At 67.2% G+C, this 16,048-nt stretch carries 13 protein-coding genes and 3 pseudogenes; 6 read left to right on the top strand and 10 right to left on the bottom strand.

The window, feature by feature from the left end:
* Positions 1-588 (bottom strand): annotated as a pseudogene (locus AB4Z09_RS20595) (4-hydroxy-2-oxovalerate aldolase); the annotation flags it as partial.
* A 5-nt stretch (positions 589-593) separates the two neighbouring features.
* Positions 594-1,496 (bottom strand): acetaldehyde dehydrogenase (acetylating), encoded by a 903-nt coding sequence (locus tag AB4Z09_RS20590; protein WP_174908052.1) that lies wholly within the window; start codon positions 1,494-1,496, stop codon positions 594-596.
* Between the two features lie 129 nt (positions 1,497-1,625).
* Between AB4Z09_RS20590 and kstD the strand changes: the two genes are divergently transcribed.
* The 4 genes from kstD (at position 1,626) to AB4Z09_RS20570 (ending at position 6,685) form a co-directional block, all read left to right on the top strand.
* On the top strand, positions 1,626-3,329 hold the full coding sequence (gene kstD / locus AB4Z09_RS20585; RefSeq protein ID WP_174908050.1) for a 3-oxosteroid 1-dehydrogenase: 1,704 nt from the start codon (positions 1,626-1,628) through the stop codon (positions 3,327-3,329).
* Between the two features lie 12 nt (positions 3,330-3,341).
* On the top strand, positions 3,342-4,202 hold the full coding sequence (locus AB4Z09_RS20580) for a MaoC/PaaZ C-terminal domain-containing protein (RefSeq protein WP_114723646.1): 861 nt from the start codon (positions 3,342-3,344) through the stop codon (positions 4,200-4,202).
* 101 nt (positions 4,203-4,303) lie between these two features.
* Positions 4,304-6,151, top strand: coding sequence for a cholesterol oxidase substrate-binding domain-containing protein (locus AB4Z09_RS20575; RefSeq protein WP_174908048.1), 1,848 nt, complete (start codon positions 4,304-4,306; stop codon positions 6,149-6,151).
* A gap of 153 nt (positions 6,152-6,304) precedes the next feature.
* Positions 6,305-6,685, top strand: coding sequence for a CD225/dispanin family protein (locus AB4Z09_RS20570; RefSeq protein ID WP_114723648.1), 381 nt, complete (start codon positions 6,305-6,307; stop codon positions 6,683-6,685).
* Between the two features lie 4 nt (positions 6,686-6,689).
* Here the strand turns inward: AB4Z09_RS20570 and AB4Z09_RS20565 are convergent, their stop codons facing one another.
* The 7 genes and pseudogenes from AB4Z09_RS20565 to AB4Z09_RS20535 form a co-directional block, all read right to left on the bottom strand.
* Positions 6,690-8,153 (bottom strand): MFS transporter, encoded by a 1,464-nt coding sequence (locus AB4Z09_RS20565; protein WP_174908046.1) that lies wholly within the window; start codon positions 8,151-8,153, stop codon positions 6,690-6,692.
* The gene (locus AB4Z09_RS20560; protein WP_174908045.1) at positions 8,150-8,995 is read right to left on the bottom strand and encodes a mycofactocin-coupled SDR family oxidoreductase; all 846 of its coding nucleotides are present in this window, start codon (positions 8,993-8,995) and stop codon (positions 8,150-8,152) included. Before AB4Z09_RS20560 ends, AB4Z09_RS20565 begins: the two co-directional genes overlap by 4 nt.
* A 166-nt stretch (positions 8,996-9,161) precedes the next feature.
* Positions 9,162-9,494: a DUF202 domain-containing protein gene (locus tag AB4Z09_RS20555; RefSeq protein WP_254622791.1), complete on the bottom strand. Its 333-nt coding sequence runs from the start codon at positions 9,492-9,494 to the stop codon at positions 9,162-9,164.
* On the bottom strand, positions 9,494-9,859 hold the full coding sequence (locus AB4Z09_RS20550; protein ID WP_114723652.1) for a YidH family protein: 366 nt from the start codon (positions 9,857-9,859) through the stop codon (positions 9,494-9,496). Before AB4Z09_RS20550 ends, AB4Z09_RS20555 begins: the two co-directional genes overlap by 1 nt.
* Positions 9,860-9,889: 30 nt before the next feature.
* A complete protein-coding gene (locus AB4Z09_RS20545) occupies positions 9,890-10,483 on the bottom strand; it encodes a DUF1214 domain-containing protein (protein ID WP_254622790.1) in 594 nt (197 codons plus the stop codon).
* A 234-nt stretch (positions 10,484-10,717) separates the two neighbouring features.
* Positions 10,718-10,867, bottom strand: a complete 150-nt coding sequence (locus AB4Z09_RS20540; RefSeq protein ID WP_254622789.1) for a hypothetical protein — start codon at positions 10,865-10,867, stop codon at positions 10,718-10,720.
* 27 nt (positions 10,868-10,894) lie between these two features.
* Positions 10,895-11,813, bottom strand: a pseudogene (locus AB4Z09_RS20535) (TauD/TfdA dioxygenase family protein).
* Positions 11,814-12,276: 463 nt separating this feature from the next.
* Between AB4Z09_RS20535 and AB4Z09_RS20530 the strand changes: the two are divergent.
* Entirely contained in the window at positions 12,277-12,951 is a 675-nt protein-coding gene (locus AB4Z09_RS20530; protein ID WP_442240554.1) for an MFS transporter, read from the top strand.
* Here the strand turns inward: AB4Z09_RS20530 and AB4Z09_RS20525 are convergent.
* Positions 12,894-13,526, bottom strand: coding sequence for a TetR/AcrR family transcriptional regulator (locus tag AB4Z09_RS20525; RefSeq protein WP_254622787.1), 633 nt, complete (start codon positions 13,524-13,526; stop codon positions 12,894-12,896). The two genes, AB4Z09_RS20530 and AB4Z09_RS20525, sit on opposite strands and share 58 nt — an antisense overlap.
* Positions 13,527-13,705: 179 nt before the next feature.
* Here AB4Z09_RS20525 and AB4Z09_RS20520 point away from each other — a divergent pair.
* Positions 13,706-16,045: pseudogene (locus tag AB4Z09_RS20520) on the top strand (arylsulfatase).
* Positions 16,046-16,048: the final 3 nt, after the last annotated feature.

The raw sequence follows: 16,048 nt of genomic DNA, 5'->3' as shown, positions 1-16,048 counted from the left end.
CTCGGAGACCTGTTCGAGCACGAGCGCACCGGCCGAGTCGACGACGTACACGCACTGGCAACCGGCATCGGCCATGATGCGGGCCTGCTGGGCCAACTGCTCGGGCGCGATGGTGTGCGCCATCATCAGGAAGCCGACGGTCTCGAGGCCCCGGTCACGGGCCAGGCCGAAGTGCTGGATCGAGACGTCCGCCTCGGTGCAGTGCGTCGCGATGCGGCAGATCGACGCGCCGTTGTCCTGCGCCTCGATGATGTCTTCCTTGACGCCGACACCCGGCAGCATGAGGAACGCGATCTTCGCCCGCTTCGCGGTGTCCACCGCAATCGTGATCAGTTCCTGCTCGGGCGTTTTCGAGAACCCGTAGTTGAACGAGGAACCACCGAGACCGTCACCGTGGGTGACCTCGATGACCGGGACGCCGGCGCCGTCGAGCGCGGCGACGATCGAGCGCACCTCGTCGCCGGTGAACTGGTGGCGCTTGTGGTGCGAGCCGTCACGGAGCGACGTGTCGGTGATCCGGATGTCCCACGAGCCGTCGAAGTGGAGATCGTCGGTCCAGTCGGCCCTGCTGTCGGTCCTGTCGCCCATGTCGCTCACGCCCTCACGCTGAGAAACTGCTGGGCGATCTCCTCGCCCACCTTGGTTGCCGCCGCGGTCATGATGTCGAGGTTCCCCGCGTACGGGGGCAGGAAGTCGCCCGCACCCTCGACCTCGACGAACGTGGTCACCGTCGCGTGCCCGCCGGAGACGACGCTCGGCTCGCCGAATTGCGGCTCGTTGAGCAGCCGGTACCCCGGCACGTACTGCTGTATGTCGGCGACCACCCGGTGGATCGATTCGATGATCGCGTTCCGGTCAGCATCCTCCGGGATGGCGCAGAAGATGGTGTCGCGCATGATCATCGGCGGATCGGCCGGGTTGAGGATGATGATCGCCTTGCCCTTGCGGGCGCCACCGATCACCTCGACACCACGGCTGGTGGTCTTGGTGAACTCATCGATGTTGGCGCGGGTACCGGGTCCGGCGGAGACCGACGCGACCGAGGCGACGATCTCGGCGTAGGGGACGTCGACGACGCGCGAGACCGCGTACACGATCGGGATGGTCGCCTGCCCACCGCACGTGATCATGTTGACGTTGGGCGCGTCGAGGTGCTCGCGCAGGTTGACGGGCGGCACCACGGCCGGTCCGATCGCGGCCGGGGTGAGGTCCACTGCGCGGATGCCGTGTTCGGCGTACTTGGGCGCGGCCTCGCGGTGCACGTATGCCGACGTCGCCTCGAACACCATGTCCGGCTTCTCCGCCTGCTGCAACAGCCAGTCGACCCCCTCCGCGGAGGTCTCCAGGCCCATCGCGCGGGCGCGCGCGAGACCCTCGCTGGCGGGGTCGATSCCGATCATCCAGCGCGGCTCGAGCCACGGGGATCGCTGCAGTTTGTAGAGGAGATCGGTGCTGATGTTGCCTGAACCCACAATTGCGACACTTGCCTTGGTCATGTGAACTCACCTCTTCGGCGTCGACTGCAACGTGTGTTCGTTTGTCAACATCACCATCGCGAGCTGCCAGCAATACTTCCTGGCAGAAAGCATGGACTGTCAGCCACCTCATTCTATAACGTGTTCTACATGAGCAAGCAGGAATACGACATCGTCGTCGTCGGCAGTGGTGCTGCCGGCATGACCGCCGCCCTTACCGCCGCACACCAGGGCCTGAGCGTGGTCGTCGTCGAGAAGGCAGCCCACTACGGCGGCTCGTCCGCGCGATCGGGCGGAGGTGTCTGGATCCCGAACAACGAGGTGCTGCAGCGCGACGGAGTCACCGACACCACGGACGCGGCACGCACCTATCTGCACAGCATCATCGGCGACGTCGTCGCCCCGGAGAAGATCGACACCTACATCGACCGCGGCCCCGAGATGCTGTCGTTCGTCTTGAAGAACAGTGCGCTGGAACTGCAGTGGGTTCCGGAGTACTCGGACTACTACCCGGAGGCGCCGGGTGGACGCCTCGGTGGGCGTTCGGTCGAGCCCGTGCCGTTCGACGGCAACCGCCTCGGCGACGACCGCGACAACCTCGAGCCCGATTACGTCAAGGCCCCCAAGAACTTCGTCATCACACAGGCCGACTACCGCTGGCTCAATCTGCTGATGCGCAACCGCCGCGGACCGCTGCGGGCGATGAAGGTCGGCACCCGGTTCCTCGCCGCCAAGTTGCGGGGCAAGGACCTGCTGGTGCGCGGACAGGCCCTCATGGCCGGACTGCGTCTGGGCCTGCGTGACGCCGGGGTCCCGATCCTGCTGAACACCCCGCTCACCGATCTCTACACCGAGGACGGCGTCGTGCGCGGCGTGAAGGTTCTCGTCGACGGCCCCGACGGAGCCACCGAGCAGATCATCCACGCCCGCCACGGTGTCGTCCTGGGCTCGGGCGGTTTCGAGCACAACGACGAGATGCGCAAGAAGTACCAGCGCGGCCCGATCGGCACCGAGTGGACCGTCGGCGCCAAGGCCAACACCGGCGACGGCATCGTCGCCGGCCAGAAGCTGGGCGCGGCAGTCGACTTCATGGACGACGCGTGGTGGGGTCCGTCGATCCCGCTCACCGGTGGACCGTGGTTCGCGCTGTCCGAGCGGACGCTGCCCGGTTCGATGATGGTCAACACCCGCGGCAAGCGGTTCGGCAACGAGGCCGCGCCGTACGTCGAGGCCACCCACATGATGTACGGCGGCGAATACGGTCAGGGCGAGGGCCCGGGCGAGAACATCCCCACCTGGATGATCCTCGACCAGCGCTACCGCAACCGGTACACGTTCGCCGGCATCACGCCGCGCTCGCCGTTCCCGGGCCGCTGGCTCAAGGCCGGAGTCGTCGTCAAGGCGAACACGATTGCCGAACTCGCGGAGAAGACCGGCCTGCCGGTCGAGGCCCTCACCGAGACGGTGGAACGCTTCAACGGGTTCGCGCGCAACGGCAAGGACGAGGACTTCGGTCGCGGCGACAGCGGTTACGACCACTACTACGGTGATCCGCGTCTGAAGAACCCGAGCCTCGCCGAGATCGACAAGGCGCCGTTCTACGCCATCAAGATGGTCCCGGGCGACCTGGGCACCAAGGGCGGCATCGTCACCGACGTAAACGGACGCGCCGTCCGTGAGGACGGCTCGGTGATCGAGGGCCTGTACGCCGCGGGCAACTGCAGCTCCCCCGTCATGGGCCACACCTACGCCGGCCCCGGCGCGACCATCGGCCCCGCGATGACGTTCGCGTACCTGGCCGTGCTCGATATCGCCGACCGCGCCCGTGCCGCAGCGCAGTCCGTGACGAACTGACAGGAGAAGCCAGTGCCCATCGATCCGTCGATCGCGATCGGAGCCGAGCTCCCCGCACAGGAGTTCTCCTGGACCCCGTCGGATGTCCAGCTGTACCACCTGGGTATCGGCGCGGGCGCGCGTCCKCTCGATCCCCGCGAACTGAGGTACCTCGACGACGCCAAGCCTCAGGTCCTGCCGACGTTCGCGACGGTGGTCGCGAACATCCATGCGACCGAGGCGCCGCGCGTGTCGTTCCCGGGCGTCGAGATCGACCTGGCCAAGGTCGTGCACGGCAGCCAGGAAGTGACCGTCCACCAGCCGATTCCGGCGAGCGGCTCGGCTCGGACCACCACTCGGATCACCGAGGTGTGGGACAAGGGCAAGGCTGCGGTGATCGTCCAGGAGTCGTCGACCGTCGCACTCGACGGCTCTCCGCTGTGGACGGCCCGATCGTCGATCTTCGCGCGTGGTGAGGGTGATTTCGGGGGTGAACGTGGCCCGTCGGAGTCGGTCGCGCTACCCGATCGGGCTCCCGACGCCGAGGTTGTCTCGCAGGTCCTACCGCAGCAGGCCCTGCTGTATCGGATGTGCGGGGATCGCAATCCGCTCCATTCGGATCCCGAATTTGCCTCCGCTGCGGGCTTTCCTGCGCCTATCCTGCATGGACTGTGCACATACGGGATTATTTGCAAGGCTGCGACCGACACCGTCCTTGACGGAAATGCCGATCGTGTCAAGGGATTCCGGGCCCGTTTCGCGGGGGTAGTCTTTCCCGGCGAAACGCTTCGGACACGAATCTGGCGAGAGGCCGACAGGCTACTCATCTCTGCAACTGTTCCCGAGCGGGACGACTCGCCGGCGCTGGCGGACGTCGTGCTCACCGTCGCGTAGCGAACACGAAGCTGTACCGGTCGGGTCGATGTGCTCGTCGACCCGGCCGGGCATATCTGCACCCGGACTTCATTCCCCCTCACACACCTTGGAGTACACGAATGACGCTCAACGACGAGCAGCCCCGGCTGTCGCGGCGAGGATTCCTCGCGGCGGGCGCCGGTGCCCTTGCCGCCGGTGCCGTGGTCGGCGGCTGGACGCCCGCCTTCGCGGTTCCCGCCGGATCCTCCGGGTCCCTGGGATCCCTCGGGTCCCTGGGATCCTCCGGCCCCGTCGCACCGCTCCCGACGCCGCCGAACTTCCCGCAGGGCATCGCACTGTTCCAGCAGGCGTACCAGAACTGGTCCAAGGAGATCATGCTGGACGCCACCTGGGTCTGCTCGCCGAAGTCGGCGGACGACGTGGTCACCCTCGTCAATTGGGCGCACGAGAACGGCTACAAGGTCCGTCCCCGCGGCGCGATGCACGGCTGGACCCCGCTGACCGTGGTGAAGGGCTCCAACGTCGAGAAGGTGATCCTCGCCGACACGATGACGCACCTGAACGACGTCACGGTGCATCCGGACGGGTCTCCTGCGACCGTCACCGCTGGTGCCGGCGCCAGCATCGAGGCGATCGTGACCGAGCTGCAGGAGCACGGCCTCGGTTGGGCCAACCTGCCGGCTCCCGGCGTGCTGTCCATCGGCGGCGCCCTCGCGGTGAACGCCCACGGCGCGGCCCTCCCTGCTGAAGGCGAAGAGACGCTGCCCGGCCACACGTTCGGTTCGCTGAGCAACCTCGTCACCGAACTCACCGCGGTCGTGTGGGACGGCAGCAAGTACGCGCTGAAGACGTACCGGCGCAACGACCCCAAGATCACTCCGATGCTCACCAACCTCGGGCGTTGTTTCCTCACCTCGGTCACGATGCAGGCCGGCCCGAACGTGCGGCAGCGGTGCCAGAGCTTCACCGACATCACCTGGCAGGAGCTGTTCGCACCGAAGGGCACCTCGGGCCGGACGTTCGAGAGTTTCGTTGCCGAATCCGGTCGCGCGGAGGCGATCTGGTATCCCTTCACCGAGAAGCCGTGGATGAAGGTCTGGTCGAACTCGCCGACCAAGCCGGACGGGGCGTCCGGCAGCCTCGGCTCGCTCGGCTCGCTCGGCTCGCTCGCGGGCAAGCCCCCGCAGTCGCGTGAGGTCACCGGCCCGTACAACTACGTCTTCTCGGACAACCTGCCGGAGCCGCTCACCGACATGATCGGCGCGATCAACGCCGGAAACCCCTCGATTGCGGCGCAGTTCGGTCCGGCGATGTACGAGATCACCAAGCTCGGGCTGGCCGCGACGAACTCGTCCGACATCTGGGGCTGGTCGAAGGATGTCCAGTTCTACATCAAGGCCACGACGCTGCGGCTCACCGAGGGCGGCGGCGCCGTCGTCACGAGCCGCGCCAACATCGCGACCGTGATCCACGACTTCACCCAGTGGTTCAACGAGCGCATCGAGTTCTACCGCGCGAAGGGTCAGTATCCGCTGAACGGTCCGGTCGAGATCCGCTGCTGCGGCCTCGATCGGCCGGAGGACGTCAAGGTCGATTCGGCGGGCCCGCCGACCATCTCGGCGACTCGTGAGCGTCCCGATCATCCCGACTGGGACGTCGCCATCTGGCTGAACGTTCTCGGCGTTCCGGGCACCCCCGGCATGTTCGAGTTCTATCAGGAGATGGAGCAGTGGATGCGGTCGCACTACAACAACAACGCCGCCACGTTCCGTCCCGAGTGGTCGAAGGGCTGGGCGTTCGGCCCGGACCCGTACACCGACGAGGACATCGTCAAGAACAAGATGCGGGCCACCTACATGGACGGCGTGCCGGCCGACGAGAACTGGGACACGGCCCGGGCGCGGTACAACGAGATCGACCCGCACCGCGTCTTCAGCAACGACTTCATGGATCAGCTGCTGCCGTAAGGTTGCCGGATCCCGATCCACCGACGCCGGTGGTGCCTGGCCAGCTGCCAGGCACCACCGGCGTTCTCGTGGGCGGGGCCGAACCCGCATTCGGAGTACCGTCGAAGGTGATGCACGACAACCGATGGTGACCTGAGCCTAGGGAGCGCTGTCATGACCGCATCCACGCCGGATCCCACTCCGCCCCCGCCGGAGCCGACTCCTCCCGTGCCGCCGGCCCCCGCACAGCCGCCCGCGCCGCCCCCGCCACCCCCGACCAATGCCGGCTGGGCCGTCGCGGCGCTCGTCGCGTTCTGGCCGCTCGCGTTCGCCGCGTTCAACAACGCGTTCGAGGTGTATCCGCGTTGGGCCCGGGGCGACTTCGCCGGAGCCCAGTACGCATCGGACCGCGTCCGCAAGCTCGGCCAACTCTCGCTGTGGATCCTCGCCGGAATCCTCGTGCTGATCGCCATCGCCTACATCGTGATGGCGGCGGTGTGGATCTCGCACGGCGGATACGACGACAACTGGCACCGCGGCCGGATGGACTGGTAGCCGCTCACCGCACCCGGACAGCGTCACCGTCCGAATCCACGACGACGCCAACCCGGGCGGTAGTGCGGTCGGTCCGGATCGGCACGCAGGTGACGACGAGCAGCGCCACCGCCGCCACCGCCGCCCCGAGCCAGAACAGCCGGTCCAACCCGATCTGAGCCGGAACCACGACGGCCCCCGCCATCACGGTCGACGCGGCGAGCACCGCCGCGCCCACCGCACTCGCGGCGGAGGTTCCGACGGCCCGAATCAGGCTGTTGACGCTGTTCGCCGACGCCGTCTGGTCGCGGGGCACCGCCGTCGTGATGAGCACCGGCATCGCCGCGAGCGCGAAAGCCACGCCCACCGACACGACGAAGGCACTGACGCCGATGACGATGACGCCGGTGCCGAACACACCACGTTCGACGAACCCGAGAGCGATGGCCCCGCCGCCGACGGCGAGCGTCACCCGGGCACCCCAACCGCGGATCATCGCCGCCGACACCGGGGCCAGGACGATCATCACCAGGCCGCCCGGCAGCATCACCAGCCCGGCCGTCGCCGCGCTCAGGCCGAGGCCGTGCCCGGTCGACGCGGGCACCTGCAGTTCCTGCGTGGAGGCATACGAACTGAGGAACATCGCGAATCCGAGCAGCAGCGCGCACATGTTGGCCACCAACACGGGGCGCAGCATCGACGTCCGGAGATCGACGAGCGGGTGGGACATCCTCAGCTCCAACGGAACCCATACCGCCATCCCGACGATGCCGCCGACGGCCAGGCCGACGATCGGCCAGCTCCCCCATCCCCACGTGCCGCCCTTGGAGATCGCGAGCAGCACCGCGGTCAATGCTGCGGTCAACAGCACCGCGCCCCGATAGTCGAACCGTCCGGACGCGCGGGTGGTCGACTCCGGGACCACGAACGGCAACAGTGCCGCCATCACCACCGCGAACCCTGCCGGAAGCCAGAACAGCGACTGCCAGCCGGCGTGCTCGTAGAGGACACCGGACAGCGGCATTCCGAGCACACTGCCGACGCCGATCGTCGCGCTCATCAACGCGACACCACTGCCGAGTCGTTCCGGCGGAAGCACGTCGCGCATCATGCTGATCCCGACCGGCAGCAACGCCATCGCGAAACCCTGCAGCCCACGCCCGGCGACCACCGTCGCGAAGCCCGGTCCCACGGCGGCGAGCACCGAGCCCGCCACCATCAGCCCGAGACACACCAGCATCATCGCGCGCTTACCGAACATGTCGGCCAGCCGACCGATCAGCGGCGTGCCGACGGCACCGGTCAGCAACGTGATCGTGACCAGCCACGACGCGCTGGTGGGCGGCACGCCGAGATCGACGGCGAACGCCGGCAGAACCGGCACCACCAGCGTCTGCAGGAGCGCGACCAGGATCCCGCTCAGGCTCAGGGCCGCGATGACGACCCCGCTCCGGGCAGTACTCGGAGCGGGTGTCGGTACCGCGATCACCCGGTGACGCGTGCTGCGTTACCGGCGTCGATCGGAAGGACGGTGCCGCTGATGTGCGCGCTGGCCTCGGCGGCGAAGAAGAGGACGGCCCGGGTGATCTCGAACGGGTCGAGCCACGGCACCGGCTGCGCGTGCAGACTCTGGAACACGGGCGCGACGTCGTCCATCGTCGGCTCTGCGAGGTCCGGTCGCATCATCGAGTAGAGCGCCTTGTTGTGGATCATCCCGGTCGAGATGTTGCCGGGTGCGATCGCATTGACGGTGATGCCGTTCTGCGCCAGATCGAGCGCGGCACTCTTCGTCATGCCGATGACGCCCCACTTGGAGGCCGCGTAGGCGGCCATGTTGGTGTTGCCCGCGCGTCCGAGCATCGACGAGATCGTCACGATCCGGCCGTAGCCGCGTTCGATCATGCCGGGCGAGACGGCGCCGAGGGTGTTGAAGACGCCGGTGAGATTGGAGTTGATGGCCTCGTTCCACTGGGCCGAGGTCATCGACTGGATCGGCGCCGCCACGGACACGCCTGCGTTGGCGACCGCGATGTCCACGCGGCCGAACTCGGACTCGGCGCGGGCGACGAGGGCGTCCATCGCGTCGCGGTCGGCGGTGTCCGCCTTGACCGAGATGACGCGGCGGCCGGTGGCCTCGACGAGGCGCACGGTCTCGGCCAGGTCCTCCTCGGTCCCGAGGGGGTAGAACACCGAATCGCTGTCCTCGCAGCGGTCGCAGATGACCACGTCGGCGCCGCGCTCGGCGAACGCCACGGCGTGCGAGCGCCCCTGTCCCCGGGCGGCGCCCGTGATCAGTGCGACTCGGCCTTCGAAGCCTTCGAACTCCTCCATTGCTGCTCTCCTCGAGATCGGGGACCGCGAATCACGCAAGTCCGAAACTATCCCTACCTGCTACCGCTGTGACGACGCGCACAGATCCCGGCCAGTGGGAGGCGCAGACGTCCCCGTCCACACAACCACCGGCCACCGCGTGTGACAGCGGGATGCGACGGGATCGTCACCGACCGACGACGAGGATCACGACCGCCGACGCCGCCGCAAGCACGACGACCGTGACCGCCAGCCCCGCCATCAGCGCGAACGGATAGACCGCCCGCTCGTCCCCGAACGCGGTACTCATGCGCTCGTAGCGGCGCCGAGCGGTCACCACCACCACCGACGACGACACGATGGCCCACGTTCCGACCACCTGGACGACGACGGAGGATCCGGGTACATAGCGCAGACAGAGGAACGCGACCGCCGCCAGGCTCGCCGCGGTGCGCACCCACGCGAGCGTTGTCCGTTCCGGCTGAAGTCCCGGATCCCGGTGTGCGGCGGCCGCGGACATCACCTGCTCACCAACACGACGAGCAGCGTGACACCGGCACCCGCGATCAACCCCACCAGGAGCGCCGCGAGGGCCGGCACCGGCAGGCTCCGGCCCATCCGCATCGCCGCCTCGACACCCATCCAGCGTAGGAACGCGAACACCACGAGCAGGATCGCGCCGACGAGCAGGCCCACCACCAGCACCGTGTGGACGTTCGGGCCGACGACGTCGGCTCCGAACGCCTCGAGACCGACTGCCGCCGCAATCAGTCCGAGCGCAGTGCGAACCCAGGCCAGGAACGTGCGTTCGTTGGCCAATGTGAACCGCGGATCGGGATCATCCCCGTCCCGGAACGCTCTCGGACGCCAGCCGCGCAGTGTCACGTGACGGTCCCTTCTCACTCACTCTGTGGTTCAACGAAAGTAGCGTTTCAGCACCGCTGCACGCCGCCGACCGAGTACCTCGCGGCGCTCCCCCACCCCGACACGCGCGGTCGTGGCGGGCAGTGCTGCGAGCACGTCGTCGAACATCACCTTACGCACCGTCGGCGCCGGCAGATCCTGGGTGGACGCGAGCCACCACCGGTACACGCAGCGGGTGAAGGTGTTACCCGCCGTGTCGAGCCAGTTCGCGACGCCGGGATCGCGATGCGCCACGACGGCCCTGAACACCCCGTCCTCGTCGAGCACGGCTTGATGGCCGTTGAGCGAGGTCTGCCGATACGTGTAGCCGAGAGACTGACCCCAGTAGTCCCCGACGTGGATGTTCCAGAAGTGGCAGTCCGGCGGCGTGACCTCGAGAATCAGGGCCTCGTCGGGACCGATCTCGAAAGATCCACCACCGTAAGCGATATGGCCGCCGTCTCTCGCATACGTCGAACTGACCGGAGGCTGTGTCCGCAGGACGTTGCGTTCGGCGTCGCGCAGGGTCCGCGGATCCATCGGCAGCCAGTTACCCTCGTGCGGCTGCGCGCTGATGACGACCTCGAAATCGCCGTTGTCCTGCAACGTGATTCCACCCGGGTTCGACGTCGCACCCAGCCCGGATCCGGTGGCCGCCTTGAACGCCGCCCGGTAGTCCTTCGGCCCGCCGTCGCCGGACTGCGCCTTCTCGTAGAGATCGTGGGTGTCGTACAGCGTCAGCCCGATGTACCGGACCCGGCCGCCGGTCCCGGTGAGCCGGTAGGTCCCCTCGGGGTCGAGGACGGCATGGCCGAAGAGACAGTCCGGCGACTCGGTCGCCTACCACTTCGTATTGTCCTGCAGGTGAACAACTTCCGGATACTCCGGATCCGCACTGAAGACGACCTGCTCGAGTCCTGCATTGAGAAGGTTGAGCAGGTAGCGGTAGCCGGCGGCCCAGCTCGTCGAGAGGTCGAACCATATCCACACTCCTGGCGTTCGTCGGAGGACTCGAGATCAGGCGGGAACATCTCCGAGAATGGCCACGCGTTCCATGACCCGGCGGTGCGGGAAGTAGTCGCTGGCCGCATAGTGCTGCGTTGCGCGGTTGTCCCAGAAGGCAATCGAGTTGGGCTGCCACTTGAATCGGCACTGGAAGTCGGGGACCTTGGCCTGGTCGAAGAGGTGCCGCAACAGCGCCTCACCCTCGGCCGGATCCATGTCCGGGATGTGCGTCGTGAACAGGCTGTTGACGAACAGGGTCCTGCGCCCGGTCTCGGGATGGATCCGCACGATCGGGTGTGCGACCGGCGGATACGCCTCCTTCATCTGTGCAAGTTTCTCGGGACCCATCGAGCGGCCGAAGGACGGCACGAAATCGTGAATCGCGACCCGGCCCTCGATCTTCGCCTTGACCTCGTCGGACAGGCAGTCGTACGCGTTGCCCCATGTCGGCCCACAGGGTGTCGCCGCCGGCGGGCGGGACCTCGAGCGCGCGCAGAACCGAACCGAGCGGGGGACGCTTCTGCCACGTCACGTCCACGTGCCAGATGTTCTCGGTGCCGGGGTTGCCCTCACCGCGCTCGAAATGAACCACCTCGGGGACCTCACCCTGCGGGAGAAGCGGGTGGATCTCGAGGTCGCCCCAGTGGCGAGCGAAGTCTCGGTGCTGCGCGCCCGTGATCTGCTGACCCCGGAAGAACACGACCTTCCACTCGAGCAGCGCGCGCCGCAAATCCTCGATGACGTCGATACTCGGATCGCGCAGATCCACGCCGCGAATCTCCGCGCCGATGTATGGCGTCACAGGCCGCAACTCGAATCGCTCATACGGTAATGACTCGAATCCATCTGCACACCTACGCATTCCGCGAGGTCCGAATTCGATCGAATGGCCACCGATCGCCACCGTGCGACTACTCGTCAGCGCCGTCATACAAGACTCCTGTTACTGAGGGTTCCCGCCCTGAACACACCACCGCCGACGTCCGCCGCCCGGTCGATCCGACGAGGGACATCCTCGGCAAACTATCAGTCAGTGACTTAACTCGTCAAGACACTGACTTAATTCTTGAAACTAGCTGCACAGGAACACTATTGAGTGGCCACTCGAACCCGTACCACGAAGGCGATCCTCCCGTTTCCACTGAGCGGGACCGCGATCACACGCGTCCCGACACTGTGACTAAGCCCCCCCTGGGGCGCCCACCCGCCCGCCCCATTCCTCATTGAACGCGCCGCCGCCTGGCACTCTCACTCGACGACGAAATTATCTGCGCCCCAATATCACCGAGCGCATGTGTCGTCGATCTCTACCGACCCAAAGGACAACGATGGCGCTCGCTCTCACTTCAGTTCGAGGCAATGTTCCTCGAGCCCGAATATTTGCCGTTCTCGCCGTGATCATCTTCTTCTCCGAGATTGCGACTTTCGAGATCCTCATGGTCTACCCGGCGATGCCGCACATGGCGCCGACGTTCCAGACCCTCGATATCGCGTGGGTTGTCTCGATCGTCACGCTCACCGGGGCAACGCTCATGCCGCTCATCGGGAAGGCGTCGGACAAGATCGGCAAGAAGCGGGTGATCCTCGGCCTGGCCGGCGTCTTCGTGCTCGGCAGCGTTGTCTGTGCAACTGCAGACTCGTTTGCCGTCCTGCTCGCCGGTCGCGCACTGCAGGGAGTTCTCGTCGGGATCGTCGCGCTCTCGTACAGCCTCGTGCGCGACATCATGCCCCGCGACTTCGTCCCTGTCGCTCTGGGCATGGTGGCGACGGGTATCGGCATGTCCGCCGTCGCAGGACCGTTCATCGCCGGCTGGTTGATCGACGGGTTCGGTTTCCACGGGATCTTCTGGTTCATGGCGATCCACGCCGTCCTCTACGCGGACACGGCGCTCTCACGCGGCTTCCTGTACGCGGGAGCCGTCGGGCTCGTGGGCATCGCCGTCGCGCTCGTGATGAAGCACGGTCGCAAGCCTGCCACCGGTGGACTGGCGACCCCGGCCCCCGCCGGACTTCAGGCCGAGGCCGATTCCGGAGCCTCCAACGCCCCCACCGACATGTCGATCAGATGACGCACGGTCTCGTCGAAGTCGGTGTCCACGACCGGGTTCCCGCTGTTGCGCCGCTGCTCGAACACCGCGAGCGCCGACACAGCCATGTTGAGCATCAGATCGACACGAACGACCGCGACACGGCGCGGCAGGTGACCGAGTGCTCGCATCAGCCTGGTGGACACCTCGCGGCTGACCTCCGTGACGTCGGACAGTTCCGTGTTCGCGATGTCCACCGACGGGGATACGCGAGCGATGAACTGTGCGTAGTACGAATCGGTCCCGGAGGTCCGGAGATAGTCGGCGAGCGGCACGACGACGGCCTCGACGAGTCCACGCACGTCGTGCCCGAGTCCCTCCTCGTCCAGTTTCGCCAGGAAGGCCGCGCGACTGAGATTGATTTCCCGCATGCGCCTACGGAAGACCTCGAGAACGAGACCGTCCCGCCCGCCGAAGTGGTACTGCACGGCCGAGTTGTTCTTCTGGCCGGCAGCGGCGGCGACGTCGCGCATCGACACGCCGTCGATGCCACGCTCGGCGAACATCCGCTCGGCGACCTCGATCATCGCGCTCTTCGCATTTCCGGGATTCGACACGCCGCGAGACTAGTAAGTCGGCGCTTTAACGGTCAAGGCGTTGCGGGTACGCTCCCCCGCATCTCCGGCACGACGGAGAACCGCTGCTCAACCTGCTGCCCACACRCTCGAGACGAAACCAGCTTCGCCGCAACGAAACCGAACGCGTTTCCCCGTTCCATCATCCAGAGAGGCGCACCATGAATCGGCATTCGATTCCTATCGTCCGCACCGACCCGCATATCTCCGCCGCGGTCGACTACCGCGATCAGCAGGAACCGTTCACACGTCCGCAACCGGTGCGCCCACCGGAGGGCGCACCCAACGTCCTGCTGATCATGCTCGACGACGTCGGTTTCGGTACCGCGTCGGCATTCGGCGGTCCGTGCCGCACGCCCACCGCCGATCGACTGGCCGCGGACGGCGTCAAGTACACCCGCTTCCACACCACGGCGCTGTGCTCGCCGACCCGCGCGGCGACGCTCACCGGACGCAACCACCACAGCGTCGGCTTCGGCGTGATCGCCGAACAGGCCACGGCGGCACCGGGTTACAACGGGACCCGTCCGGCCTCGGCGGCGACGGTGGCGTGAATCCTGCAGGGCAACGGGTACGCGACCGGCGCGTTCGGCAAGATGCACCAGACGCCGACGTGGGAGATCAGTGAGGCGGGGCCGTTCGACCGATGGCCCACCCGTGAGGGTTTCGATCGCTTCTACGGCTTCCTCGGCGCCGAATCCGACCAGTTCTCCCCGGTTCTGTACCGCGACTTCACCGTCGTCGATCCGCCGTGCTCGCCCGAAGAGGGCTACCACATGTCGGAGGACCTGGTGGACCGCGCGATGGAGTGGATCGAGTCGGTCGGCACGATGGACCCGGACAAGCCGTGGTTCTGCTACCTGCCGTTCGGCGCGTGCCACGCCCCACTGCAGGTGCCGGACAGCTATCTCGACAAGTACCGCGGCGAGTTCGACCACGGCTGGGACCGCCAGCGGGAGATCACCCTCGAGCGGCAGAAGCAGCTCGGGGTGGTCGCGCCGGACACGGAGCTCGCCCCGTGGGCGCCGGACCTGCCGCACTGGGACGATCTGGACGCCGACCAGAAGAAGGTCTCGGCCCGGCTGATGGAGCTGTACGCGGCCTTCCTCGAGCACACCGACGACCAGGTCGGCCGGCTCGTCGACCGGCTGCAGGAGACGGGCGCACTCGACAACACCCTGGTGCTGTACATGCTCGGCGACAACGGCGCGTCCGCCGAGGGCGGCATGGAGGGCTCGTTCAACTACCTCGCCGGGCTCAACGGCTACAAGCAGACCACCGCCGAGGTGCTCGAGAAGTTCGACGAACTGGGCACCCCGACGAGCTACCCGCACTACCCGGCGTCGTGGGCGATGGCGCTCGACACCCCGTACCAGTGGACCAAGCAGGCCGCTTCCCACTACGGCGGCACCCGCAACGGGCTGATCGCGCACTGGCCCGAGGGGATCGCCGAGTCCGGCATCCGCGACCAGTGGCATCACTGCGTGGACATCACCCCGACGATCCTCGAGGCGGTGGGCGTGCCGGCGCCGGACACCGTCGACGGCGTGCCGCAGAAGCCCATGGAGGGTGTCGCGATGAACTACACGTTCGCCGACGCCGACGCCGAGGACCGGCACACCACGCAGTACTTCGAGATCTACGGCAACCGCGGCATCTACGACCACGGGTGGACGGCCGTGACGCTGCACCGGGCACCGTGGCTGATGGCGACGCACGGACTGCAGCTCCCTGCGTTCGACGAGGATCGATGGGAGCTGTATGACACCACCGTCGACTGGTCGCAGGCCCGCGACCTGGCGGCCGAGTACCCGGAGAAGCTCGAGGAACTCAAGCAGAAGTTCCTCGTCGAGGCGGCGCGCTACCAGGTGCTCCCCCTCGACGACCGCACCGTGACGAGGAACGCTGCACCCAAGGACCGCCCGCCGCATCCGCTGCGCGGACGGACGAGCATCACGTTGTACCCGCACATGAACGGCCTGCCGGAGAAGGCGGCACCGCCGTTCTTCAACCGCTCGTACAGGATCACGGCCACGCTCGAGACCGGCGGAAACCCGTGCGAGGGAACGCTGGCGAGCGTGGGCGGCCGGTTCGGCGGCCTGGCCCTCTACGTTCTCGATTCGAAGCCCGTGTTCTGCTACAACTTCAGCGGCGGCGGCCTGACGTTCGTGCGCGGCGAGGTACCCCTGACCGCCGAGAACCGCGAGGTGTCCGTCGCGTTCGAATACGACGGCGGTGGGATCGGGAAGGGCGGAACGGCAACGCTTTCCGTCGACGGTGTCGTCGTCGGTACCGGACGGATCGAGAAGACCACCCGCGCGATCTTCAGCATGAACGAGCAGCTCGACATCGGCATCAACCGCGGCAGCCCGGTGTGCGACGAGGTCGACGGCCGGTTCGAATTCAGCGGACGCCTCCACCACGTCCGCATCGACCTGCCCGGAGAGGGCCGACCGGAGACGGCGGAGGAACGGCGCCGAGTCGCCCTCGCGACCCACTAGGCG

The sequence above is a fragment of the Rhodococcus sp. TAF43 genome (assembly GCF_052113525.1).
Lineage (GTDB): Bacteria > Actinomycetota > Actinomycetes > Mycobacteriales > Mycobacteriaceae > Prescottella.
The sequence above is the reverse complement of the archived record's forward strand: the minus strand, read 5'-3'. Positions and strand labels throughout refer to the sequence as shown.

What these genes read in the sequence shown, in the direction of transcription:
- AB4Z09_RS20560 (WP_174908045.1), bottom strand. Translation starts at nt 8,995, where the DNA reads ATGGAGGAGTTCGAAGGCTTCGAAGGCCGAGTCGCACTGATCACGGGC.
- AB4Z09_RS20555 (WP_254622791.1), bottom strand. Translation starts at nt 9,494, where the DNA reads ATGTCCGCGGCCGCCGCACACCGGGATCCGGGACTTCAGCCGGAACGG.
- kstD (WP_174908050.1), top strand. Translation starts at nt 1,626, where the DNA reads ATGAGCAAGCAGGAATACGACATCGTCGTCGTCGGCAGTGGTGCTGCC.
- AB4Z09_RS20575 (WP_174908048.1), top strand. Translation starts at nt 4,304, where the DNA reads ATGACGCTCAACGACGAGCAGCCCCGGCTGTCGCGGCGAGGATTCCTC.
- AB4Z09_RS20570 (WP_114723648.1), top strand. Translation starts at nt 6,305, where the DNA reads ATGACCGCATCCACGCCGGATCCCACTCCGCCCCCGCCGGAGCCGACT.